The 23,911-nt window shown below is 69.9% G+C and carries 22 protein-coding genes; 13 read left to right on the top strand and 9 right to left on the bottom strand.

Features of this window, described 5'->3' with window-relative positions; translation table 11 throughout:
* Both GNX95_RS32400 and GNX95_RS32395 read right to left on the bottom strand, forming a co-directional pair.
* The gene (locus GNX95_RS32400; RefSeq protein WP_163511464.1) at positions 1 to 972 is read right to left on the bottom strand and encodes an aldo/keto reductase; all 972 of its coding nucleotides are present in this window, start codon (positions 970 to 972) and stop codon (positions 1 to 3) included.
* 74 nt (positions 973 to 1,046) lie between these two features.
* Entirely contained in the window at positions 1,047 to 1,793 is a 747-nt protein-coding gene (locus GNX95_RS32395) for an AraC family transcriptional regulator (protein ID WP_222854086.1), read from the bottom strand.
* Positions 1,794 to 1,890: 97 nt separating this feature from the next.
* Between GNX95_RS32395 and GNX95_RS32390 the strand changes: the two genes are divergently transcribed.
* Both GNX95_RS32390 and GNX95_RS32385 read left to right on the top strand, forming a co-directional pair.
* A complete protein-coding gene (locus GNX95_RS32390) occupies positions 1,891 to 2,715 on the top strand; it encodes a phytanoyl-CoA dioxygenase family protein (protein ID WP_187369731.1) in 825 nt (274 codons plus the stop codon).
* Positions 2,716 to 2,723: 8 nt separating this feature from the next.
* The gene (locus GNX95_RS32385; protein WP_163511463.1) at positions 2,724 to 2,993 is read left to right on the top strand and encodes a hypothetical protein; all 270 of its coding nucleotides are present in this window, start codon (positions 2,724 to 2,726) and stop codon (positions 2,991 to 2,993) included.
* On the opposite strand, the gene GNX95_RS32380 is transcribed toward GNX95_RS32385, so the two are convergent.
* On the bottom strand, positions 2,990 to 3,802 hold the full coding sequence (locus GNX95_RS32380; RefSeq protein WP_163511462.1) for an ion transporter: 813 nt from the start codon (positions 3,800 to 3,802) through the stop codon (positions 2,990 to 2,992). The two genes, GNX95_RS32385 and GNX95_RS32380, sit on opposite strands and share 4 nt — an antisense overlap.
* A gap of 112 nt (positions 3,803 to 3,914) precedes the next feature.
* On the opposite strand from GNX95_RS32380, the gene GNX95_RS32375 reads away from it, so the two are divergent.
* Together GNX95_RS32375 and GNX95_RS32370 are read left to right on the top strand one after the other, a co-directional pair.
* Complete coding sequence (locus GNX95_RS32375; RefSeq protein ID WP_163511461.1) at positions 3,915 to 4,586, top strand: HD domain-containing protein; 672 nt, start codon at positions 3,915 to 3,917, stop codon at positions 4,584 to 4,586.
* A gap of 232 nt (positions 4,587 to 4,818) precedes the next feature.
* Complete coding sequence (locus tag GNX95_RS32370; protein WP_163511460.1) at positions 4,819 to 5,505, top strand: DsbA family protein; 687 nt, start codon at positions 4,819 to 4,821, stop codon at positions 5,503 to 5,505.
* Here the strand turns inward: GNX95_RS32370 and GNX95_RS32365 are convergent.
* Positions 5,502 to 7,067: a dolichyl-phosphate-mannose--protein mannosyltransferase gene (locus tag GNX95_RS32365; protein ID WP_163511459.1), complete on the bottom strand. Its 1,566-nt coding sequence runs from the start codon at positions 7,065 to 7,067 to the stop codon at positions 5,502 to 5,504. The genes GNX95_RS32370 and GNX95_RS32365 overlap by 4 nt on opposite strands.
* Positions 7,068 to 7,204: 137 nt before the next feature.
* Between GNX95_RS32365 and rsmI the strand changes: the two genes are divergently transcribed.
* A complete protein-coding gene (gene rsmI, locus GNX95_RS32360) occupies positions 7,205 to 8,098 on the top strand; it encodes a 16S rRNA (cytidine(1402)-2'-O)-methyltransferase (RefSeq protein WP_246281832.1) in 894 nt (297 codons plus the stop codon).
* Positions 8,099 to 8,127: 29 nt separating this feature from the next.
* The gene (locus GNX95_RS32355) at positions 8,128 to 8,628 is read left to right on the top strand and encodes a methyltransferase family protein (RefSeq protein ID WP_163511458.1); all 501 of its coding nucleotides are present in this window, start codon (positions 8,128 to 8,130) and stop codon (positions 8,626 to 8,628) included.
* 477 nt (positions 8,629 to 9,105) lie between these two features.
* On the opposite strand, the gene GNX95_RS42750 is transcribed toward GNX95_RS32355, so the two are convergent.
* On the bottom strand, positions 9,106 to 10,407 hold the full coding sequence (locus tag GNX95_RS42750) for a hypothetical protein (RefSeq protein WP_222854085.1): 1,302 nt from the start codon (positions 10,405 to 10,407) through the stop codon (positions 9,106 to 9,108).
* 102 nt (positions 10,408 to 10,509) lie between these two features.
* Here GNX95_RS42750 and metG point away from each other — a divergent pair, with 102 nt between their 5' ends.
* The 4 genes from metG to GNX95_RS32330 are packed head-to-tail and all read left to right on the top strand — an operon-like array spanning position 10,510 to position 14,634.
* The gene (gene metG, locus GNX95_RS32345) at positions 10,510 to 12,063 is read left to right on the top strand and encodes a methionine--tRNA ligase (protein WP_163511457.1); all 1,554 of its coding nucleotides are present in this window, start codon (positions 10,510 to 10,512) and stop codon (positions 12,061 to 12,063) included.
* Positions 12,064 to 12,876 (top strand): TatD family hydrolase, encoded by an 813-nt coding sequence (locus GNX95_RS32340; protein WP_163511456.1) that lies wholly within the window; start codon positions 12,064 to 12,066, stop codon positions 12,874 to 12,876.
* Positions 12,828 to 13,715: a 16S rRNA (adenine(1518)-N(6)/adenine(1519)-N(6))-dimethyltransferase RsmA gene (gene rsmA, locus GNX95_RS32335; RefSeq protein ID WP_425483932.1), complete on the top strand. Its 888-nt coding sequence runs from the start codon at positions 12,828 to 12,830 to the stop codon at positions 13,713 to 13,715. The genes GNX95_RS32340 and rsmA overlap by 49 nt, the downstream gene beginning before the upstream one ends.
* Positions 13,708 to 14,634: a 4-(cytidine 5'-diphospho)-2-C-methyl-D-erythritol kinase gene (locus tag GNX95_RS32330; RefSeq protein ID WP_163511454.1), complete on the top strand. Its 927-nt coding sequence runs from the start codon at positions 13,708 to 13,710 to the stop codon at positions 14,632 to 14,634. Before rsmA ends, GNX95_RS32330 begins: the two co-directional genes overlap by 8 nt.
* Here GNX95_RS32330 and GNX95_RS32325 read toward each other — a convergent pair.
* Complete coding sequence (locus tag GNX95_RS32325; RefSeq protein ID WP_163511453.1) at positions 14,601 to 15,209, bottom strand: TetR/AcrR family transcriptional regulator; 609 nt, start codon at positions 15,207 to 15,209, stop codon at positions 14,601 to 14,603. The genes GNX95_RS32330 and GNX95_RS32325 overlap by 34 nt on opposite strands.
* A 56-nt stretch (positions 15,210 to 15,265) precedes the next feature.
* Between GNX95_RS32325 and GNX95_RS32320 the strand changes: the two genes are divergently transcribed.
* From GNX95_RS32320 to GNX95_RS32310, 3 genes are all read left to right on the top strand, one after another.
* A complete protein-coding gene (locus tag GNX95_RS32320; RefSeq protein ID WP_163511452.1) occupies positions 15,266 to 16,054 on the top strand; it encodes a class I SAM-dependent methyltransferase in 789 nt (262 codons plus the stop codon).
* Positions 16,055 to 16,916: 862 nt separating this feature from the next.
* Positions 16,917 to 18,875 carry a sensor histidine kinase gene (locus GNX95_RS32315; RefSeq protein WP_163511451.1) on the top strand — a complete coding sequence of 653 codons (1,959 nt, stop codon included), beginning with the start codon at positions 16,917 to 16,919 and terminating at the stop codon, positions 18,873 to 18,875.
* A complete protein-coding gene (locus tag GNX95_RS32310) occupies positions 18,863 to 19,492 on the top strand; it encodes a response regulator transcription factor (protein ID WP_163511450.1) in 630 nt (209 codons plus the stop codon). Before GNX95_RS32315 ends, GNX95_RS32310 begins: the two co-directional genes overlap by 13 nt.
* Here GNX95_RS32310 and GNX95_RS32305 read toward each other — a convergent pair.
* Genes GNX95_RS32305 through GNX95_RS32295 form a run of 3 tightly spaced genes read right to left on the bottom strand, consistent with a single transcriptional unit; the run spans position 19,474 to position 23,911 of the window.
* The gene (locus GNX95_RS32305) at positions 19,474 to 20,778 is read right to left on the bottom strand and encodes a ParB N-terminal domain-containing protein (RefSeq protein WP_163511449.1); all 1,305 of its coding nucleotides are present in this window, start codon (positions 20,776 to 20,778) and stop codon (positions 19,474 to 19,476) included. The two genes, GNX95_RS32310 and GNX95_RS32305, sit on opposite strands and share 19 nt — an antisense overlap.
* Entirely contained in the window at positions 20,775 to 22,361 is a 1,587-nt protein-coding gene (locus GNX95_RS32300; RefSeq protein WP_163511448.1) for a lipopolysaccharide biosynthesis protein, read from the bottom strand. The genes GNX95_RS32305 and GNX95_RS32300 overlap by 4 nt, the downstream gene beginning before the upstream one ends.
* Positions 22,358 to 23,911, bottom strand: a complete 1,554-nt coding sequence (locus GNX95_RS32295; RefSeq protein ID WP_163511447.1) for a CpsD/CapB family tyrosine-protein kinase — start codon at positions 23,909 to 23,911, stop codon at positions 22,358 to 22,360. The genes GNX95_RS32300 and GNX95_RS32295 overlap by 4 nt, the downstream gene beginning before the upstream one ends.

Below are 23,911 nucleotides of genomic sequence, written 5' to 3'. Positions count from 1 at the left end.
TCAGCCTAGGGCTCCACTCCGTCGAGATGCCTCGGCGATGCCGGCCAGCTCGGCGCTGGTCAGCTCGACGGCCATCGCGCCGGCGCTCTGCTCGGCCTGCGACGGCTTCGACGCGCCGGGGATGGCGACGACGGTGTCGCCGTAGTAGGTCACCAGCCACGCGAGCGCGACCTGCGACACCGAGACGCCGTGCGCCGTCGCGACCTTACGCAGCTCCTCGACCAGTGGCGCGGCCTGGCCGACACGCTTGCCATAGCCGCCGGCCAGCCTTCGCGCCAGCTTGATCGACCGCAGGGCCTTGGGATCGTCGTGGAAGCGGCCGGTGAGGATGCCGGTGGCCAGCGGGCTGTACGCGATCAGCGTGACGCCGAGCCGTTTCGCCGCCGCCAGCACGCCGTCGGTCTCGATCTTCCGGTGCAGCGCACTGATCTGCACCTGGTTGGACGCCAGTCTGAGGCCGTACGAGTCGAGGATCGCGCTGGCCTCGGTCATCTGGGCGGCGGAGAAGTTGCTGACGCCGACCGACCGGATCCTGCCGGCCTTCGCCAGCTCGGCCATCGCGCGTATTTGTGCCGCCAGCGAAGAGAAACTTCCCCATGGATGATGGATTTGATAGAGGTCGACCGGAAATCCGCTCAGAGCGGCGAGTCGCTGGTCGATGGACGTGCGGATGTTGCCGGCCGTACGGCCGAGCGGGGCCCATTTCGTCGCGACGACGACGCCACCCGGCTCGATGTCGTTGGCGCGCAACGCTTTCGTCAGGTTGCGCTCGGACTGGCCGCGTCCGTACATCTCCGCCGTGTCGAACCAGTTGACCCCGCCGTCCAGCGCCGCGCGTACGACCGCCGCCTGCGTGTCGGCGCTGACGCCGGGGAAGGCGGTGGTCACCACGCCGCGGTTGGACATCTGCATGGTGCCGATGCCGATCGGCGAGATCTCGATGTCGGTCCGGCCGAGCCGACGCCTGGTCACCGCTGCCTCCAGATGTTAGCGCCATTCACAATGTGAATGACTTTAACATAAGAGGTGACCGCACGGAAATGGCGTCAGGAGGACCGGAGGCTGCGCGGCGACGTGCCGAACTCGCGGCGGCATGCCTTGTTGAAGGCCTGCAGGTCGGCGATGCCGACCGACGCGGCGATCGCCGGGATCGACATCGTGGTCTCGCGCAGCAGGTGACGCGCGCGTTCCAACCGCCGCCGCCGGACGTACGCGACGACCGTTTGTCCAGTCTCCGCACGGAAAAGCCGGGTCAGGTGGTTGTGCGAGATGCCGATCGTACGCGCCAGACCGGCGACGGTCAGGTGACCGACCAGCCGCGCCTCGATGAGTGCCATCGCGCGTGCCACCGCCGAGTGTCCCGGCTCGACAGAGCCGGTGCGCAGGCGCGCGACGCGCCAGAGTGCCGACCACACCTCTGCGACCGCGCGCGGCGGCGCCTGTGTCGACGCGGCCAGCGCCTCGTGGAGGTGGGCGGTCAGCGCCGGCGTCTCGGCCCCGGCGTCCTGCGCGACCGGCACGGCCTGCCGCTCGCCGGCCTCGACCAGTCGCAGGTGCGCGTACAGGTGCTCGGAGGGTCCGCGATAGCGATAGTGCGTCTGCGCACCGGGCGGCACCAGGCTCACCGTCCCGGGCCGGATCGCGTACCGGACGCCCTCGACGGTCAGGTCGGCCACGTACGAGTAGAGGTGCAGCGACCACAGGTCCGGCAGCAGGAACGTGTCGGTGCGGCTGGTGACGCCATGCCGGCCGACCCCGATGTTCACCACGACCGGCGGGTGGTCGAGCGGCACTATGGTGAGAATTTACCAGCACTGGTGAGCCAGACCCACGAAACAGAGCCAACCGCGCGATTAGCGTGAACGTATGCGGACCAGTTGAGGAGGCTCGATGGTCGACCGACAGCAGCTGCTGACCTCCGTCCAGATGGCGGAGTTCGTGTCGCATGGCGCACTGCGGATGGATGCCGTCGTCCCCAACGAGCTCAACGCGCGGGCGATCGGCGTTTTCACGAACGGAATGCCGGACGTGCCGTACGGCAGCACGGTCGACGAGGCATTTCCGGCCGGCAGTTTTACCCGACAGTTGCTCGACATTCCGGCGATCGCCGGCGCACTGCACAGCCTGGTCGGGCCGGAGCCGACGATCGACCATCACCATGTGCACATCCGCGAGCCGCGCGGTGGCAGTGCGCAGCCGCTGCACGCCGACGCGATCATCGACGCGCGTACGGACGCCTTCGACGTGCAGCTCATGTATTACCCGCAGGAGGTGACTGCCGACATGGGCGGCACGCTCAGCGTCCCGGGCAGCCACCTGCGCCGCAGCAACGAGTCGGACACCGGCCGCTACCAGAACCTGCGCGGCCAGACCCGGCTGACCTGCCCGGCCGGTACGGTCGTGTTGCTGCACCACGGGATCTGGCACGGCGGCCGGCGCAACGACAGCGACATCGAGCGCTACATGTACAAGATCCGGTTCAACCCGACCGTACGACAGGTGCGGCTGTGGAACACCGATGATCTGGCCGACCCGGCCGTCGTCGCCCTGCTCGGCACGCGTTTTCCGTGGTACGAGCACGCGACCGGGCGGCTGGAGGTCTACAACCGCATCCTGCTGTGGCGGGCGCTGACCGGCGACGACACCTTCGACATCGACTTCTGGGTGACGCGCGTGACCAACCGCCCGCAGCGCGTGTCCCTCGCCAGCCGCTAGGAGTTTTCGTGCAGCGACAACAAATATTGGTGCTCTATTTGGCCACCTCGGCGCTTGACGCGGATGTCGTCGGCTGGTCTGGTTACGACGGCACCGGCCGGACCAAGCCGACGACCGGCGACAGCGACGAGCCGCCGTACCAGACCGGAGTCGCGGCGCTCCAGGACGGCTGGCGGCTGCTGCAGATGTCGCCGCTGATCCCGCCGTATCCCGGCCACGAACACGACGTTTCCTTTCTCAAACACGAGTTCCTGTTCGAGAAGCTGGTGGATCTCTAGCGCGCGGACACTTTCTCCGGAGTGACCGGCAGCTGTTCGATCGCGTCGTCGTGTGGTTGCTCGCTCAGGCCGAGCTGCACGGCCCGCCGGATCTGCATCCGGTTTTCTCGTACGACGTGCGCGAAAAACGCGTCGATCCGCGGGTCGGTGAGCACCTCCAGGATCACCCGCATCGCGGTGTCCACAATGGACTCGACGACGTCGTCGTGGAACGGCAGCCGGCGGAACATGCCGGCCTGCCGGTCCTCGCGGACCTTCTCGGTGACGATCGCGCGCAGCTCCTCGCGGTTCTCGTCCAGCGACCGGGCCAGGTTCTGCGGGTAGTTGCCGGTCTCCACCACCTTGACCACCTCGTCCAGCACCGCGACGGTGATCGGTTTCTTGATCGCCAGCACGATCGGCCGGGACATCCGCTCGACCAGCCGGTAGGTGAACTCCTCGCCGAACGCGCGGTCGGCGGCGCGGGCCAGCCGGATCAGCACGACGACGATCCGGATCAGCCGGAAGCTGCGCAGCGCCGGATGCGCGATCGGGATCATGCCGAGGATCTCGTACCAGTGCCGCAACGGAAACGACCGCTGCCAGCGCTCCTTGCGCCACCGCCAGCAGAACTCGACAGCGAACACACCGCAGACGCACGTGTCGATCACGAAGACCACGTGTGCGGTGGTCTCCGAATGCGGAAAGAACGTGACATATCCCAGCAGCAGCACGGAGAACACCGCGAGTGCCAGCATCGTCCAGTCGAGCCGGCTGGCCACCCGCAGCTTCGGCGCGAGCGGCCGGTTGGGGTGCTGGAGGTTGACCATCGGCGCTGCTCCCGTGCCTTGACTGCGTTGTCTGCCAGGAATTATCTACGTACGACCAGGCGAACGCCTGTCCATCCGGGATGCGTGTCCGGCCGGATGCGACGATGGCCGGGTGACATCCGAGGAACCCCAACTGGTCGACCAGAACCCGCTGCCGGCGGCGCTGTCCAAGCGGCTCACCGAACAGCTCTCGTTCCTGGTCGAGGTCGACCGGCTCAAGACGGTCCTGCGCGCGTCGCCGCTGGTGGCCGCCGACCGGCGGGAGAACGACGCTGAGCACTCGTGGCACCTCGCGCTGATGGTGATGCTGCTGTCGGACTACGCCGACGAGCGGATCGACATCGGCCACACCATCCGGCTGGTGGTCATCCACGACCTGGTGGAGATCTACGCCGGCGACACGCCGCTCTACGACACCGCCGCGGCGGTCGACCAGGAGGAGCGCGAGCAGGCCGCCGCCGACCGGCTGTTCCGGATGCTGCCGGCCGACCAGGCGCAGTGGATCCGCGCGCTGTGGGACGAGTTCGAGGCACGGCGTACGCCGGAGGCCAGGTTTGCCAAGGCGATGGACCGGCTGGAGCCGATCCTGCTCAACTGGATGGCCAAGGGCGGCACCTGGCAGTGGCCCGGCGTCACCGCCGACGTGATCCGCGCGCGCGTCTCGCCGATCAAGGACGGCTCGCGGCAGCTGTGGGACGCCGTGCACAGCATGATCGCCGACGGCGTACGCGCCGGCTGGATTCGGCCCGGCGCCGACCAGCCGGGTGGCGACGGCGTTGAGTGAAATGTACGGTCGGCTCCTTACGTCCAACTTGTCGCCGGCAGCCGGCGAGGCGGATCGCTCCGACCTCGTCTGAATTGATCTAGAAGCGTCTCACATAATGGGACGCGCGCGATCGTTACACCATCCGGCCGCCGCTTCGCGTAGATTCATCGGCCTGCAGCGTCGCAGGGTTCGGTCACCCGGCGGCGGCTGCGGGTCCCACCCCGAGCCGCAGATTTGTAAAGGAGCGGGCGTGCCGCTACCCCGGGTCACCTACGTGTTCGATGCCTACTGCGGTTGGTCTTACGCGTTCTCGCCGTCGGTCAACCGGTTCATGCAAACCAACGGCCACCGCGTCGAGCTGCGTGTGGTCAGCGGTGGCCTGCTGACCGGCGACTCGCGCGTGCCGGTGGCGGCCTTCGGCCATCTCGCCAGCACCAACCAGCGGATCAGCCAGCTGACCGGCGCGCAGTTCGGTCAGCCCTACCAGCGGCTGTTGGCCGGCGGCCGGTTCGTGATGGACTCCGAGGCGGCCGCGCGCGGGTTCGCCGCGCTGCGCGAGGCGGCGCCGGCCAACGCGCTCAAGCTGGCGTACGCGATGCAGATCGCCTTCTATCGCAACGGCCGCAGCCTGTCCGACACCGAGACCTACATCAAGATCGCGCTGGACGCCGGCCTCGACCCGGCCGCGATCGTCGAGGACCTGCACTCCGAGCGGTCGTGGAAGGCCGCGATGGCCGACTTCCAGCTGGCCCGCCAGCTCGGCGCCGACTCGTTCCCGATGCTGCTGGTGGAGACCGGCGGCCGCACCGTACAGCTCGGCGGCGTGGTGACCGAGCCGGAGCGGCTGACCCAGGAGCTGGACGCCGCGCTCGGCCTGATCGACCACGCCGAGCTCAACCGGCTGGACACCGAGCTGGAGCAGTTCGCGTACAACTAGATCCAGGAGTCGAGCCACATCCTGGCGCGCCACTGGGTGTACGGGATGACCTCGGACGTCCAGATCGGCCAGAAGTACCCGAAGGTCACCGCGACGATGACCATGTAGACGCCGACCAGGACCGCGCCGGTGACCCGCCGCTCGCGCGTCGCCTGCTCGTCGCCGAGGACCAGGCCGAGCGACTGTGTCAGCGCGAGTACGAGGAACGGCAGCGCCGGCAGCGCGTAGAAGAAGAACATCGTGCGGTCCGGGAACGCGAACCACGGCACGATGCCGGCCGCCACACCGGCGATCGCCGCCGCCGAGCGCCAGTCGCGCTTGCTGATCCACTGCCACAGCACGGCGATCAGCGCGGGGATGAACAGCCACCAGATCGTCGGCGTACCGAGCGCCAGCGTCTCCGCCGAGCACTTCACGTCCGGGCCACCGCAGACGCCGTGCGAGGAGTACGCGTAGGCCACCGGCCGGCCGAGCAACAGCCACTGCCACGGCCACGACTGGTAGGTGTGCGGCGCGTCCAGATGCGTGTGGAAGTTGAGCATCTCGAAGTGATAGCGGCCGAGGTTGTAGAGCGCGTTGATCACCGGCGGCAGCGTGTCGCCGTTGTGCTGCGACGCGAAGTAGTCGCGGTCCCAGCCGCCGTCGGTGACCAACCAGCCGGTCCAGGTCGCCAGATATGCCAGCAGGGTGAAGCCGACGAAGGCGGCCAGCCAGCCGGTCTCGTCCAGGATCGCGTCCCGCCACGGATGCCGTACGCCGGCCGACTTTCGTACGCCGATCTCCCAGAACAGCGCGAGCAGCACGTACGCGACGATGAAGTAGACCGCGCTCCACTTCACCCCGAGCGCGAGGCCGGTGAAGACGCCGGCGGCGAAGCGCCACCACGGCACGGTCGCCATCGTGCGGCCGGGCAACCGGCGCAGCGACGGCTGGCCGGCTTCCAGTGCCTCCAGGGTCGTACGCCTTCGCCGGTCGCGGTCGAGCACCAGGCAGCCGAAGCCGGCCAGCAGGAAGAACATCAGGAAGATGTCGAGCAGCGCGGCGCGGCTCTGCACCAGCTCCAGGCCGTCGAGCGCGAGCAGCAGGCCGGCCACGCAGCCCAGCAGCGTCGACCGGAACATCCGCCGCGCGATCCGGATCAGCAGCAGGATCGCGAGCGTGCCGACGACCGCGGCGGCGAACCGCCAGCCGAACGGGTTCTCGCCGAAGATCGCCTCGCCGACCGCGATGCACCACTTGCCCAGCGGCGGATGCGCCACGAAGGCGCCGACCGTGTCGGTGTTGTCCAGCTCGTAGCCGTGGTGCAGCAGCGACCACGAGTCGTGCACGTAATAGATCTCGTCGAAGATCTGCGCCTTGTCGTCGGCGCGCGGCCTGGTCAGGAAGGCGAACCGGAGGACGCCGCCGACGACCGTGATGGCAATCGCCAGGGCCCAGGACAGCCAGCGGTCCGCCGGCAGCGGCCGGAAGAGCCGGTTGCGCAGCTCGTCGGTGAGCCGGACTCTGCCCTCGTCCAGCTTCTTGACCAGACTGACGGGGGCCTCGGTCGCGGTAGCTGCCACCCGGCCAAGAGTACGGGGCCGGCCGCCGGCCGCCGCTCAGGCCGACGCAATCGGATTCCGATTGTGTCGTCGCTGGTAGGTCTAGCTGCGGCGATACGCAGCGAGGTGACAATCGGACATGCTCTAGCCTGAGCACCGTGGCCGAGGGAAAGTTGCTGCTCGCCGGTGCTCCGCTCGGCAACGTCGCGGACGCGTCCAAGCGGCTGCGCGACGGCCTGGCCGCGGCCGACGTGGTCGCGGCGGAGGATACGCGCAGACTGCGGCGGCTGGCCGCCGACCTCGGCGTGACCATCGCGGGCCGGATCGTCTCGTACTTCGAAGGCAACGAACAGCAACGCACGCCGGCGCTGGCCGAGGCCCTGCGCGACGGCCAGACGGTGCTGCTGATCACCGACGGCGGCATGCCGAGCGTGTCCGACCCCGGCTACCGGCTGGTGGCGGCCGCGGTCGCGGACGGCGTCGAGGTCACCGCGCTGCCGGGCCCGAGCGCGGTCACCACCGCGCTGGCGGTCAGCGGACTGCCCTCCGACCGGTTCTGCTTCGAGGGCTTCGCGCCGCGCAAGCCGGCCGACCGCCGCAGGGCGTACGCCGCGCTGGCCGCCGAGCCGCGCACGATCGTGCTGTTCGAGGCGCCGCACCGGCTCGCCGACTCGCTGACCGACCTGGCCGCCGCGCTCGGCGACGACCGGCCGGCGGCGGCCTGCCGCGAGCTGACCAAGACCTACGAGGAGGTCCGCCGCGGCACGCTCGGCGAGCTGGCGGCCTGGGCCGCTGACGGCGTACGCGGTGAGATCACGTTGGTCATCGGCGGCGCGACCGCGACGACGCCCGCGACCTCCGACGACGACCTGGCCGCCGTCGTACGCGCCGAGCAGGACGCCGGCCTGTCCCGCCGCGACGCGGTCGCCGCGGTCGCCGACCGGCTCGGCGTGCCGAAGCGGCAGGTCTACGAGGCATCGCTCGCCGCTGACCGCGCCGGACCGCACTCTCCACCCCGCGGGACAGGTGTTTCTAAATTCAACACGCCGTGAGATACTTGCCGTGGGCGGTGGAGGTGCGCATGCGCAAATCGGTGGCCGCGGCCGGCAGCGCGGCATTCTTCGTGGCGGCGCCCGGGACGGTTGGCGGCCTGGTGCCATGGTGGCTCACCGGCTGGCGGACGCTCGACCCGTTCCCCGGCTGGATCGTGGCGCGCGTGGTCGGTGTGCTGCTGATCGCCGTCGGCGTGGTGGTGGTCGTGCACGCCTTCTATCGCTTCGTGGTCGAAGGCCTCGGTACGCCGCTGCCGGTCGCCGCGCCGCAGCGGCTGGTCGTCGGCGGCTTCTATCGCTTCGTCCGCAATCCGATGTACGTGGCGATCCTGGCCGTCATTCTCGGTCAGGCTTTGCTGCTGGCGCAATGGAATCTGGTCGCCTACGCCGCGATCCTCTGGTGTGTCAGCGCCACCTTCGTACGCTTCTACGAGGAGCCGCGTCTGCGCCGTGAGTTTGGCGCCGACTACGACACCTACCGGCATGCCGTACCAGCCTGGCTGCCACGCCTGCGTCCCTGGACGCCTTAGTGCCGCGTCAAGTGTCCCGGTAAGTGGCGAGAAAGTCCACTACGTGGGACTCGATCGCAGTGTAGCGCTACATGCCCGTCTTGTGAGGTTCGTCGATGGCGTGAATGTCGAGTTGCTCGCGCTAGATGCGAGAAACACGGCTTTCGCAGCCGCACGACCGGCGGGTGCTGTGACCAGTGTGACCGTTGAGACAGGTAATGCTGTTGCGACTGCCGGCCTTGCAGTAGATGTCCGATTTGATGTCTTGCCAAACAAGTACTACGCAGCCGAGCCGCCGCACCTGCGTCATCAGCTACTGCCCTGGGAATAGATCGTCTAGTGTCCCGAGTCTGAAATTCGTTGCTTAGCTCGGGGATCCAGGCGGTGACCGAGTGTGCCGGAAAAGCGCCCTCATACCGGGCGTATTCGGGCGCCTTTCCGGTGCGCTCAGTCGCCGTCTGGGCGCCGAGATAAGTGACGAATTTCTGACTCGGGACACTAGGCCAACGCGGCGAGAACGACCGCCACAAACGCGACGAGCGGTCCGGCGAAAGCGAGCGCGCGAGCCAGAAACACCTTGCCGCGGCCGAACGGCCGCAGGTATTTCGCGCCGGTCGCCCAGGCCGCCAGCAGGCTCAGCAGCAGCGTGACGATCAGGCCGAGGCCCCAGCGCAGCTGCAGCGCGCGGTCGGAGCCGGCATAGGCCCAGGCGTGCTTCGCCGACAGCATCCGTGCCGGCTGCGTACCTTTGCGCAGCGCCGGCGGCAGGCCGGCGACGGTGACGTCACGGGCGGAGAAGGACGGGCCGCGGAACGATCCGACGCAGGTGGTGCCGGCGCCGCGCGTCACGCAGCTGCCGACCGCGACCGTACCGCTGCTGCCTTTGCCGATGCTCAGCCAGAACGGGTCGGCGGACACGCCGCCGAGGAAGGCGCCGGCCAGCGTCAGCAGGATCAGCGCGACCAGGCCGACCAGCGGCCGGCGGCCGGACGTACGGCGGCGGTCCTCCAGGTGCCGCCTGCGGCGGCGGCGCTCCTTGAGCGTCTCCTCGTCCTCGCCGATCGGCAGGCCGACGGCCGGCTCCTGGACCTGCGCCGGCGGCTCCTGCCAGGTGGACTGGCCATAGCGGTCGGCCGGCGCGGACAGCGCCGCGTACGCGAGCTTGGTGGTCTGTTCGGTACGCCGAGCGGTCGACAGCTGTTCGGTCGGCTCTGTGTGCTCTGTGGTCGACTCTGTGCTGTCCTGGTCGGCCGGCTCGATCGCGATCGCCTCGGTCACCTCGGACTGTGCTTGCGCGGCAGGTTCGGCGGCGCCCGGCTCGGACTCCGGGTGAGCCGGCACCGGCTCTGACGAGACTGGCGCCGAGGACACCGGTTCGGCTGATGCTGGTTCGGCGGACACTGGCGCGGAGGACACCGGTGTCGATGAGACCGGCTGCGACGAGACCGGCGCCGCGGAGACCGGTTGTGACGAGACCGGTTGTGACGAGACCGGTTGTGACGAGACCGGTTGTGACGAGACCGGTTGTGACGAGACCGGTTGTGACGAGACCGGTTGTGACGAGACGGGCTGTGACGAGACTGGCTGCGCGGAGACCGGCGCCGACGAGACCGGCGCGGCGGCCGGCGCCGACACAGGTGCGGCCGGCACGTACGGCTTGGCCGCGCGCGTACGCGACGGCGGGTCCGCTGGCCGGACCATGACCGCCGCCGCCAGTTCGTCCAGGCTCCGCGGCCGTCCGCCGCCGCTGGTCGGGGCCTCCGGCGGAACAGTGCTCTCAGGATCGGAACGATCGGTCACCGTCCCATTGGACAACGACCGCCGCCGCCATCGGTGGACGTTGCCGTCTCCGGCGTGGCGCCGGAGGTAAATACGCTGGCCGCCACTACTACGCTTGAATGCATGAGCACACCCGCCGAGGAGACGCGGAACGGCACGTTCTACGTCACCACACCGATCTACTACGTCAACGACGCGCCGCACATCGGCCACGCGTACACGACGATGAACGCCGACGCGCTCGCGCGCTGGCACCGGCTTCTCGGCGACGACGTCATGTTCCTGACCGGCACCGACGAGCACGGCCTGAAGATGCAGCGCGCGGCCGAGGCACACGGCATCACGCCGCAGGAGCAGGCCGACCGCACGAGCGCGCGTTATCGCGAGGCGTGGCAGCAGCTGCAGGTGTCATACGACGACTTCATCCGCACCACCGAGCCGCGGCATTACGCGGCGGTGCAGAAGTTGCTGTCCAAGGTCAAGGAAAACGGCTTCATCACCAAAGGCACCTACGAAGGCCTCTACTGCGTGTCCTGCGAGGCCTACTACGTCGAGGCCGACCTGCTGCCCAACCCCGACCCCAACGGCCTCGGCCTGTGCCCGATCCACCACCGGCCGGTCGAGTTCTTCAAGGAGGACAACTGGTTTTTCGCGCTGTCGCGGTTCACCCAGCCGTTGCTGGACTGGTACGCGGAAAACCCGGACGCCGTGCAGCCGGAGTCCAAGCGCAACGAGGCACTGGGCATCATCAAGCAGGGCCTGGAGGACATCTCGATCAGCCGGTCCTCGATCAGCTGGGGCGTGCCGATCCCGTGGGACGACGACCAGGTTTTCTATGTCTGGTACGACGCGCTGATCAACTACGCGACGGCCGTCGGCTATGGCACCGACGAGGAGAAGTTCGGCAAGTGGTGGCCGCACGTCCACCACCTGCTCGGCAAGGACATCCTGCGGTTTCACTGCGTCTACTGGCCGGCCATGCTGCTGGCCGCCGGTGAGCTGCCGCCCCACCGGCTCTCGGTGCACGGATTTTTGCTGGTCGGCGGGGAAAAGATGAGCAAGACCGCGCTCAACCAGATCGCGCCGGCCGACCTGGTCGAGGACTTCGGCGTGGACGGCTTCCGCTATCACTTCCTGCGGGACAACTCCTACGGTCCGGACGGCGATTTCTCGTACGAGGGGATGGTCAGCCGCTACAACGCCGATCTGGCCAACAATTACGGCAATCTGCTGGCTCGCGTCAGCACTGTGGTCGGCAAGAAATGCGACGGTGTCGGGCCGGCGCCGCGGCCGGACAGCCCGCTCGCGGCGGTCGCGGCCGAGTCGTACGCCAACGCCGCGAAAGCCTGGGAGGCGGTGCAGCCGTCGATCGCGCTCGACCACACCTGGCGGCTGATCCGCGAGACCAACGCGCTGCTGGAGGCGGCCGAGCCGTGGAAGCTCGACCCCGGTCCAGAGGTCGACGCGGTGCTCGGCGATGCCCTGGAAGCGCTGAGAATTGTCGCCGTGCTGTCCTATCCGGCCATTCCGAACGCCGCCGAGCAGGTGTGGCGGCGGATCGGCCTGACCGGCTCGCCGGCCGACGTACGACTGCCGGCGGCAGCGGCCTGGGGTCAGTATCCCGGTGGCCTGCCGGTGCAGAAGGGTGCGCCACTTTTCCCGCGGATCAAGGCATAAATGCCGCGCGGTGAGGCGCCACCGGCTCCGGAGCCGCTTCCGGTGCCGGTGGCCGACGCGCACACGCACCTGGATGCCTGTGGTTGCACCGATTCCGCCGGCGTACGCGGTGCGATGGAGCGCGCCGCGGCCGTAGGCGTCGGGAAAGTCGTGACCGTCGCCGACGATCTCGCCTCGGCTCGGTGGGTCGCCAACGACTGGCATCCTGACCTGTACGCGGCGGTCGCTTTGCACCCGACGCGCACGGCCGACCTCGACGACGACGCCAAGGCGGAGCTGGAAAAACTCGCCACGCATCCGCGCGTGCGGGCGGTCGGCGAGACCGGCCTGGACTACTACTGGGATTTCGCGCCGCCGCACGACGTACAGAAAGCGGCCTTCGCCTGGCACATCGCATTGGCGGAAAAGCTCGGAAAACCGGTGATGATCCACGACCGCGAGGCACACGACGACGTGCTCGACGTGCTGCGCGCCGAGCGTCCACAAGGGACGGTCGTCTTCCACTGTTTCTCCGGTGACGCCGAAATGGCGAAGCTGTGCGCCGACGCCGGCTGGTTCCTGTCTTTCGCGGGTCCGCTCACGTTCAAAAACGCGCCGGAGCTGCGCGAGGCGGCGAAATCGGTGCCGCTGAGCCAGATCCTGGTCGAGACCGACGCGCCGTTCCTCACGCCGCATCCCCACCGCGGCCGGCCAAACGAGCCGTATCTGTTGCCGTGGACCGTACGCGCGCTCGCCGAGGCGCGAAACGAGCCGCTGGATCAGGTCTGCGCCGCGGTCGCCGCGAACGCCGAGCGAGTGTACGGGCCTTGGTAGGCCTGCTGGGTCCGGCGGACATCCGCGCGCTCGCCGACCGGCTCGGGCTGCGGCCGACCAAGACCCTCGGCCAGAACTTCGTCCACGACGCCAACACGGTCCGCCGGATCGTCAAGGCCGCCGACCTGTCCGCCGACGACGTCGTGCTGGAGGTCGGCCCCGGCCTCGGCTCGCTGACGCTGGCGCTGCTGCCGGCGTGTGCGCAGGTCATCGCGGTGGAGATCGACCCGGTGCTGGCCGGGCAGCTGCCGAAGACGGTCGCCGAGCGGCTGCCGGAGGCGGCCGGCCGGCTGACCGTGCGGCACGCCGACGCGCTGAGGATCGACACGCTGGCCGAGGCGCCGACGGCTCTGGTCGCCAACCTGCCATACAACGTGGCCGTGCCCGTCGTCCTGCACCTACTGGCGCGTCAGCCAAGTCTGCGTACGGTGCTCGTTATGGTGCAGGCGGAGGTGGCGGACCGGCTCGCGGCGGCGCCGGGGTCGCGGACGTACGGCGTGCCGAGCGTGAAGGCGGCCTGGTATGGCAGCGTCCGGCGCGCCGGCGCGGTGCCGCGAGCGGTGTTCTGGCCGGTCCCCAACGTGGATTCCGGCCTGGTGGCGATCACGCGGCGGCCGCCACCGCGCGACGACGTGACCGCGGCGGAGGTCTTCGCCGTTGTGGACGCGGCGTTCGCGCAGCGCCGCAAGCAGTTGCGATCGGCGCTCGCCGGCTGGGCCGGTTCGGCGCAGCGAGCCGAGCGGATCCTGGTCGCGGCCGGCGTGCCGCCGACCGCGCGCGGTGAGCAGCTGGCGCCGGAGACCTTCGCCGACATCGCGTACGAGGCCCGCGATGAGTGAGGAACCGTTGCCGGGTTCGCCCGGCCCGGTGCGCGTACGCGTGCCGGCGAAGATCAACCTGCATCTCGCGGTGGGCCTGCCGCGGGACGACGGCTATCACGATCTGACGACCGTCTATCAGGCGATTTCGTTGTACGACGAGGTGGTCGTCGAGCCGGCTGCGGGGCTCGAGCTGGTCGTCAACGGCGAAGGCGCCGAGGACGTGCCGTTGGACGACAGCAACCTCGCGGCGCGCGCGGTGTACGCGCTGGCCGAGCGCACCGGCCGGTCGCCAAACGTACGCATCGTGATGCGCAAAGGCATCCCGGTCGCCGGCGGCATGGCCGGCGGCAGCGCTGATGCCGCCGCCACCTTGGTCGCGTGCGACGCGTTGTGGGCGTGTGGCCTGAGTCGGGACGAGCTGGCCGAGACGGCCGCCGAGCTCGGCAGCGACGTACCTTTCGCGCTGTACGGCGGCACCGCTCTCGGCACCGGCCGCGGCGAGCGGTTGTCGCCGGTGTTGGCGCGTACGCAGCGGCACTGGGTCATCGCGATCGCCAACGGCGGCCTGTCGACGCCGGACGTCTTCAAGGAGCTCGATCGGCTGCGCAGCACCGACCGGCCGCCACCGCGTACGGCCGGCGCCGACGCGCTGCTGCGCGCGTTGCGCGAGGAGGCGGCCACGCCGCTGGCGAAGGTGATCGCCAACGACCTGCAACCGGCCGCGATCTCGCTGCGTCCGTCGCTGCGCCGCACGCTCGCCGCCGGTGTCGAGTCCGGCGCGCTCGGCGGTGCGGTCTCCGGCTCCGGACCGACCTGTGTTTTCCTGGCCGAGGACGGCGACCACGCCGTACGCGTCGCCGCCGGCCTGTCCGGCCTGGGCGTCTGCCGTACGGTCCGCACCGCCTATGGTCCGGTGCCTGGCGCGCGCGTCGTCTGAGTGTCGATGTCGGCCAGCAGCAGGCTGGTCAGGTGCTCGGCCATCGGCTCGGTGGCGGTGGCCATCAGCTCCGGCACGGTGTCAGGCGAGGTGTGCCGCAGTTGCAGCCAGCCGACGAAGGCGCCGTAGGTGACCAGCGCACGTTGCCGTGCCGCCGGCTCGGGCAGGCCGAGGTCGGCGAAGAGCTGCGTAAGAAAGCGCAGCCGAGCCGTGGTGACGCGGCGCAGGAACGGGGCGACGATTGGGTCGTCGGCGTTGGCGGCGAGCGCCGGCTCGATGCCGTTGCGGTCGCGCCGGCCGAAAAACGCGTTGGCGACGATGTCGTGATAACGCTCGAGCGGCGAGTCGACCTTCTCCAGTCGCTCGATGATTTCGGTGGTCAGCACGCGTTCCCACCACTCCAGCATCGCGACCAACAGAGCCTCGCGGTCGGCGAAATGCCAGTAGAAGCTGCCGCGGGTGATGCCGAGGTCCTTGGCCAGCACGTCGACGCGTACGGCCGCTATGCCACCGCGCGCGACCGCTGTCAGCGCGGCCTGGATCCAGTCGTCCTTGGTCACCTGTTGCTTCGGCACGCTTCCATACACTACTGTACGGAAGTACATACAGTAGTGTATGGAAGCGGGGTTCCATGGAGCGCTATTCCGACGTCCTGTTCGCGCACGACGCCGACGGCGAGCGCGCCCGTCTCGCACTGATGGCCGAGGCGCTCGATCCGCACACTGAGCAGCGGATACGCGCGTTGCGGCCGAAGCCGGGCGGCAGGTTTCTGGAGCTCGGCGCCGGCCTCGGGACGGTGGCCCGCTGGCTCGCGCGCACGTACCCGTCGGCGCAGGTGGTCGCCACCGACGTGAGCACCGCGTTTCTGTCCGAGTGCCGCGAGCCGAACCTGCTGGTCCTGCGGCACGACCTGACCACCGACGGCTTCCGGGCGGCGTCCTTTGACCTCATCCACCTGCGATGGGTCCTCAGCAACCTGAGCGACGGCGCGCGTCACCTGCGGCGGATCGCGTCGTGGCTGGCGCCAGGCGGTGTGCTGCTGGTCGAGGAGGCCAGCGACTTCGCTCTCGCGTCGACGCGCCACGAGGCGTACCGGCGGACCGCGACGGCCTGTCTCGCCGCCGCCCGCCGGCGCTTCGGCGCCGACGGAGCGTGGACGCGTACGTTCCCGGAGCCGCTGGTCGCCGCCGGTCTGCGTGACTGCGGCAGCGACGGCAACTGGCCGGGTTTCACCGGTGGCGAGCCATGGCCGACCTTCTGGCGCGTGTCGTTTCAGCGCGTACTGCCGGACGCGTTGGCGGCCGGTGACATCACCGAGCCGGAGGCGACCGCCGGCCTCGCTGCGCTGGCCGATCCGCGGGTCCACGACCTCGGCATCACCACTGTCGCCGCCTGGGGCCGCGCGGCCACGGCCCACTGACCGCCGACGCGTACCGACGCGCCCCGCCCGCGCCCGCGCCCGCCGACCGACGCGCCCGCCGACCGACGCGCCCGCCGACCGACGCCCGCCGACCGACGCCCGCCGACCGACGCGCAACAGGCGTCGCTCGCCGAGTGACGGCATCTGTCCGTCCCTCGCCGACTGCCGCCCGATGTGCGCTGTTCGGCGTTCAGTGTCGTACGAATGGCGTCTCTCGCCGAGCGCCGCGCAAATGTCGTCGTTCGTTGAGTGCCGCGGAAAGCGCGGCGTTCGCTGACTGCCGCCTGGTGTGCGTCGTTCGGCGTTCAGTGTCGCGCGAATGGCGTCTCTCGCCGAGTGCCGCGCAAATCTCGTCGTTCGTCGAGTATCGAGGAATGTGCGTCGCTCGTTGGCTGCCGCGGAAAGCGCGGCGTTCGCTGACTGCCGCCTGGTGTGCGTCGTTCGGCGTTCAGTGTCGCACGAATGGCGTCTCTCGCCGAGCGCCGCGCAAATCACGTCGTTCGTTGAGTGCCGCGGAAATCACGTCGTTCGTTGAGTGCCGCGGAAAGCGCGGCGCTCGCCGATTGTCGCCCGATGTGCGTCGTTCGGCGCGCAGGGTCGCGCGAATGGCGTCTCTCGGCGAGCGGCGCGCAAATGTCGTCGTTCGTTCACTGCGGCGGAAAGTACGGCGCTCGCGGTGAGTGCCGCGAAAATGGCGGCGTTCGCCGAGGGCCGTAGGGATGTCGTCGTTGCCGAGCGCCACCCAACAGGCGTCGTTCGCCGAGCGACGGCATCTGTCCGTGCCCCGAACACCGCGTGCAAAGGCAGTGATCCCCGTGCCTGTACGGAGGTGCCAGACCAGGCCGGCGGGCTACCGTGAGGCATGCCGCCCAGCCGCCCCGCGTACCGGTCGGCCGTCGCCATCGCCACGCTGTACGCGGCGGTCGTGGCGGTCGGCATCTGGCTGCTCACGTACGCACCGACCGCCGACGCGATCGGCTATGTCGGTGGCGCCGCCGCAATAGGCGCGGTCTCGACGTTCCTCGGCCTGCTCGTCGCGCGGCTCCGGCCGGCGAATCCGGTCGGCGCGTTGCTGTGCTGGATCGGCCTCACGCCGATCGCGGTCGCCGCCGGCGACACATACCTGTCGGTCAGCGCCGCCGGGCGGGTGGCCGAGTGGTCGTGGCTGGTCGCGGCGCTGCAGGGCGACTGGGTCTGGTGGTACGTGCCGGTGGTCCTGCTGGTGCTGTTCCTGCCGGACGGCCGGCTGCCGAGCCGTCGCTGGCGCTGGGGGATCGCCGCGCTGCTCGCCGACGCGCTGGCGATCCAGCTGGTCATCGCGCTCGACCCCGGCTCATATCGGCCGCCGTACGAGAACGGCCAGCCGATGTCCACTGTGGCGGTCGCCGGTGCGGCCGTACTTTTGCCTACGTTGCTGGGTTTCCTCGTCGCCGCGGCGGTGTCGATGGTGCTGCGCTATCGGCGCGCCGACGCCGTACGGCGAGCGCAGCTGAAGTGGTTCGCGCTGGCCGGCGGCTTCCTGCCGGCGACGCTGTTGCTGTGCTGGACCGGATACGCGGTGCTCGGCCGGCCCGACGAGTTCGTGCTGGTTGGCCTCGCCGCGACCTATCTGGCCGTACCGGCCGCGACCACCATCGCGGTGCTCCGGCACGACCTCTACGACGTCGACAAGGCGATCAGCGCGGCGGTCACGTACGGCCTGCTCACCGCCGCGCTGCTGGCGATCTTCAGCGCAGTATCCTTTGCCGGCGGCCTGATTCTCGGCCGTACGTCCGCCGTCGCGGCGGCCGGTGCCACCGCGTTGTGCGCGGTCGCGCTGAGTCCGCTGCGCGCCGGCCTGCAACGGCAGGTCGACCGGCGCCTCTATCCGCTGCGCCGCGCCGCGCTGGCCGCGCTCGACAACCTCCGGCAGGGCACCAACGCCGGCACGGCGCGGCCGGAGCAGCTGGAAGACGTGTTGCGTGTGGCCATGCGCGATCCGTCGCTGCGCGTCGGTTACGTGCTGCCTGGCGAGTCGGAGTTCGTCGATGCCAATGGCGCCGCGATGCCGGAGGTCGACGGCCACGCGCCGATCATGCTCGGCGGCCAGCGGATCGGCCTGCTGGCCGGCGCCGCCTCGCGCGAGCTGCTGCGTGAGATCGCCGCCGCGGCCGCGCTGATCGTCGAGGTCGTGCGGCTGCGCCTGGAACTGGCGAACGCCTTGCGCGCGGTCGAATCCAGTCGCGCGCGGCTGCTGCATGTCGGCTATCAGGAGCGGCGGAGGTTGGAGCGCGACCTGCATGACGGCGCGCAGCAGCGGCTGGTCGCGCTCGGCATGACGCTCCGGTTGGCGCAGCGCCACCTGGACGACGGCAGTGTCGAGGTCGATGGCCTGATCGACGAGGCCGTCGCCGAGCTGGGCACGGCGGTCGCCGAGCTGCGGCAGATCGCGCACGGCCTGCGCCCGAGCAGCCTCGACGATGGTCTCGGTCCAGCGCTCGCCGCGCTGACCCGCAGCAGTCCGGTGGACGTACGCGTCGACCTGCCGCCCGGCGACCTGCCGGACGACGTCGTGACAACCGCCTATTACGTGGCCAGCGAGGCGATCGCCAACGCGGTCAAGCACGCCGCCGCCGACCGGATCGCGCTGTCCGTTGGCCAGGCGGACGGCTGTCTGCGCGTACGCGTGATGGACGACGGCCGCGGCGGTGCGCGCGTCGGCCCGGGATCCGGACTGGTCGGGCTCACCGATCGGGTCGCGGCGGTCGGCGGAAAACTGCTGGTCGACAGCGCACTCGGCGGCGGCACGACGGTGGAGGCGGTGCTGCCGTGCGCATCGTGATCGGCGAGGACTCGGTGCTCTTTCGCGAAGGTCTCGCGCGTCTGCTCGCCGACGCCGGCCATGAGATCGCCGCCAAGGCGCCGGATGCGCCGAGCCTGGTGGAGGCCGTACGCGCGCAGCGGCCGGATCTCGCGATCGTCGACATCCGGATGCCGCCGGACGGCACCGACGACGGCGCTCGCGCGGCGCGGCGGATCCGGAAGGAGTTTCCGCGGCTTGGCATCGTGTTGCTGTCGCAGCACGTCGAGACGCGGCACTCGGTCGAGCTGGTCAGCAGTGGCCGTTTTGGCTATCTGCTCAAGGACCGTGTGCTGGACGTCGATGATTTCCTCGACGCGCTGCGGCGCGTGGCCGGCGGTGGCTCCGCGCTCGATCCGGAGGTGGTGGCGCGGCTGATCGGCCAGAACCCGCTCGACAGCCTGACGCGGCGCGAGCGTGAGGTGCTGGGCCTGATGGCCGAGGGCCGTACGAACGTCGGCATCGCGCGCCGGCTCTGGCTGACCGAGCGGACCGTGGAGACGCACGTGGGCAGCATCCTCACCAAGCTCGGCCTCGCCGCCACCGACGAGGACCACCGCCGCGTACTGGCTGTCCTCGCCTACCTCGACACCGCTTGACGGACGCAGGCGAAGAGGTGCCGGCCGTAGTTGCCGGCGTACGCGCCGACGCCGTCGCTGTCCGGACCGAGGTCGACGATCTCGTCGAAAGTGCCGTGCTCGGCAAGGAAAGCCCTGATCCGCTCGGCGTCCCAGCCGGCGAGGCTGGTGCCGAACCAGTCCTCGTGCTCCTGGCCCATGTCCAGGAACAGCACCGATCCGGTCGCCGCGTCGAGCAGCTTGACCAGCTCCTCGGCACTCACCGAGCCGCGGCCGAGGACGAAATGGTGCAGCAGGCTGAAGCAGGAGACCACGTCCCAGACCCGGCCGCCGCGCAGGAACTCCTCGCACTGTCCACTGTGGACCATGCCGGGCTGGAGCCGGTAGATCGCCGTCCCCAGCGGCACCGCCAGCGGGTCTTTTTCGATGCCTTCCGCGACGAAGCCGACCGCCGACATGCGTTCGACGAACCAGCCATAGCAGCTCGCGACATCGAGGTAGGAGCCGAAAATGCGCCGGGTGTCGAGAAATTTCTGCATCTTGTCCAGCCGGTCGGTGCACTGCCGCACCAGCGTCCAGCTTTTCAGCTCCGGGAAGTCCACCGGCTGATAAAGCTCGGTCGAGCCTTCCAGCCAGCTCATCCGGCGCAGCAGCTCCTGCAGCGGCGTGCTGGTGGACGTACGTTTCACGACAACGGAAACCGCGGTCTCACCCGCCGCGTAGGCGAGCGCGATCCGGTGATGGCCGTCCAGCACCGAATAGCAGTCGGAGTCGCGGATCTTCTCCACCAGGATCGGATCGTCGGTGCCGCTCTGGTTGGCACGCGGCTCGTACCCGCCGGTGGATCGGCGCCGCGCGAGGAAATCGCGCGCGACCTCGACCACCCCGGCCGGCGAGTCGGCCCAGAAAAAGCCGCCGGTGGCGCGCAGGCAGGCCAACCCGAGCTGGCCATAGCGGCTCGCCAGGATGTCGTCGTCGGTGACGGCGCCGGCCTGCAACAAGGCGACATGCGGACCGTCGGCGACGCGCGTCGACGGCCAGAGCGGATTGCCAGTGACACGCGCGAAATCGGTCGCGCTGAGGCCGCCTTGCGCTCCGAGCAACAGTTTGTCGATCGACACGCGCGCGGGTTGCGCCGGCCGAAGGAAGGTGCGCGACAGCCGCAGCCGGATCGGCTCCGGCACGTTACGGCGAGCGGCGCTGGTGGCACGGTCGGCGAGCGCCAACGCGGTCGTACGGCTGCGAAGTGCGACCTTGCGGCCGCGGAACTTGGCGGCGTTGAGCGCGCGGCGGGGGAGTGACTTCATGAGTAGTTTTCCTTCAGCGTGGCGGTGCGGGTGATCAGCGGACGCAGCCGGCGCGGCAGCATGCTGGCAAAGGAGTCCAGGGCGAGCAGGTCCGGCCGGCTCAGCAGCGCGGCGGCGTAGCCGGCGGAGCAGACCGCCACCAACACGGTCGCCGACCACCATTGCAGGCCAAAGAAAAACCGCAGCGCGAGCGGCGGCAGGCCGAAGCAGACGACGGTCAGGCCGGCGACCCACCAGACCGCCTTGGTGAACGGCGTCATGTGCAGCTGGCCGCGCACCTGCGCGAGCGGCAGCACGTTGCGAACGACGATCGCGGCGGCCCAGCCGATCGCCGCGCCGGTCATCCCGAGCGAGGGGATCAGCAATACGTCCAAAACCAGGTCGACGACCAGCGCAGCGGCGTTGTTGAACAGGCTGCGTTTGCTGCCGCCGGCCATCAGCAGGACGGTGTCGACCGGACCGCAGACCGCCGACACGACCGTTGCCAGCGCGAGCAGGACGACCACCAACTCACCGGAGTGGTAGTGATCGCCGAAGATCGACAGCAGCAGCGGCGCGAGGCCGACGCTGACCAGATAGAGCGGCCAGCTGACCGCCATCGTCCATGCCGTGGTCACCTGGAAAACCCGTTCCGCGCCGCGATGGTCGTGGCGCGCCAACAGTTTCGACAGGTGCGGCGCGAGGACGTTCTGCACGGCCAGGGCGACCAGCTGGCCGAGCACCAGGAACCGCGTGGCCGCCGTGTAGACCGCTGCCTCGGTCGGCGACCGCAGCACAGCGACCAGCACGATGTCGGCCCGCTGCAACAGAATCTGGCAGATCCGCGCGACCGCTCGCGGCAGCGTGTACGACCAGTATTCGCGCGTCACCGCGGCAGTGCCGATCGGACTCGGCCGCCGGTCAACGTCCGCAGCCCGTACCAACCGCAGCAGCCACCACGCGCCGACGACCAGTCCGACGCCGTACGGAATGGCCCAGGCGATCGACAGCCAGGCCATCGGCGCGCCGGCCAGGACGGCGATCGCCACTGTCAGCACCTGCAAAACGCTGCGCCCGACGCGTTCGACCAGGGCGGACGGTCGCATCGAGCCATAGCCGCGGGTCGCCGCGATCACCGTGTCGTAGACGCCGGCGATCGGTACGAACACCGCCAATGCCAGCAGGCCGACGGTCACCTGCCGGTGGTCGGTCGCGCCGCCGACCAGCGGCGCGAGCGCCGGACCGGCAATCAACATCGCGATGCCGCAGAGGATGCCGGCCACCAGCACCGACCGCAGGCAGACGCGCAGGCAGGTGCGCGCCGCGGTCGTACGCCTTTCCACCAAATAATGCGGAAGCCAGCGCGCCAGCGACACGTCCGACCCCAGCTCGGCGACCGCGATCGCGACCAGGAACACCGACGTGGACGCGAAAAAGCTGCCGGCGACCTCGGTCGGCACGCGGTTGGTGACGACCGCGACGACCGCGAAGGTCGCCACCGCTGACACCCCGGCGCCGATCAGGTTGGCCGTGCCGCCGCGCGCGATCGCGTCGAGGCTGCCGGCCGGCGAGGCGGCCAGCGTGGGGACGCGAGCGGCGGTCACGGTCGTCCGGCCGCCGTCCGCTCGGCCTGCTTTGGCCGCGGCGACGGCCGCTCCGCCGCCGCCACGTCGACGCGATCGGATTCCGATTGCGCCGGCGAAATCGATTGCTCCTGCTCGGATTCAGCCGCGGGGTGACAATCGGACACCGCCTCGCCGGCGGTCAGGAAGACGCCGAGTACGCTGCCGCCGCACCGCTCCAGCTCGTCGGCCGTCGCGCGCAGGTCGCGTACGCGCGTCTGCCCGGCGGTCGCGCAGAGAATGGCCGCCGACGACGAGCTGGCGAGCGCGAGACTGTCCGTGGCCGACGCGGAAAGTACGACATAGTCGGCATGTTGCGCCAGCAGAGCCAGCTGCGCCGACCAGCGGTCCGACTGGAAGCGGTCGGCCGCCGCATCCGGATCGGCGCCACTGGCCAGAAAAGCCAGCCGGGGCCGCGGCCGGCGCAGCAGCTTGACCGCCTCGCGCTTGCGCACCAGCACCTCGGACAGCCCCGGAATCGCCGGCTCGTCGAGCGCCTCGGTCAACGCGCCGCGCGCGGCGTCGATCAGGATCACCGAGTTGTCGGCCTTGGCAAACGAAATCGCCAGCCGTGCCGCGGCCACCGCCGCGTCGACGACGAGCAGCGTCGCCGGGGCCGTCGCGCCAACCGACACCATGACTCGCCGGGAGCGGTCGGCATCGGTGGTCGGTGCGTCCACAGTGGACAGTGGCGCGGCGTCGCCGAGCGCCGTGAAGCCGGCGCGAGAAAGATCGGCCGGGACATACACGCGGTCGTCGGAAAAGGCCAGCCAACCAGCCAGAAAGGCGGCGGCGAGCAGGCCGAGCAACAGGCCGGCGAGCAGATAGACCGGCAGGCCGAGGCCGCCGGTCGCGTCCGCGGCCGGCGTGATGACCTGGCCGGGCTCGGGCTGGCTGGTCCGCAGGTCGCTGATCGTCGCCTGCACTTTTGCCAGCTGCGAGGCGTAGACGGTGAGCTGCTGCGTCAGCACCTGGCCGCGCGGGCTGGTGGCGCTGGTGTTGGCCAGGTCCGCTCCGGTCGACGTCATCGCGGCACGGATTTTGTTGGCCTCAGCGGTGTAGAGCGCCAGTTGCGAAGCGGCGTTGGCGTCGGCGCGTTGTGCGCGCGTGGCCAAATAGGCCTTCGCGAAAGCGTTGGCGCCGGCGACCGCGGCCGGAGTCGTACGCGCGGCGAAGCTGATCTCCAACACCTGTGTGTTGCTCGGTGTGTCGACCGAGACTTTCGCCGCCAGCGCTGGAAAGTCCTCGTCGGTGCCGATCGTACGCTTCGCGATCGCCACCACCGCGTCGCTGGTCACCAGCTGACTTTCGGTCTGCAGGTTGGTCAGGTTCTGGCCCCGCGACCCGGTCGAGTACGGGTTGCCGTCCAAGGGATTGATCAGCACGCTGGCGGTCGCGACGCGGCTCGCCGGCCGCACGACACCGACAACGGCCACACCTCCGGCCACCACCACGAAAACCAGCACCAGCGGCAGCCAGCTGCGCCGCAGCCGCGGCCAGATCCAGCCGATTCCACGCCGTTGCTCGGTCAC

Source organism: Fodinicola acaciae (genome assembly GCF_010993745.1).
Lineage (GTDB): Bacteria > Actinomycetota > Actinomycetes > Mycobacteriales > HKI-0501 > Fodinicola > Fodinicola acaciae.
This window is presented reverse-complemented; position numbering and strand designations above follow the sequence as displayed.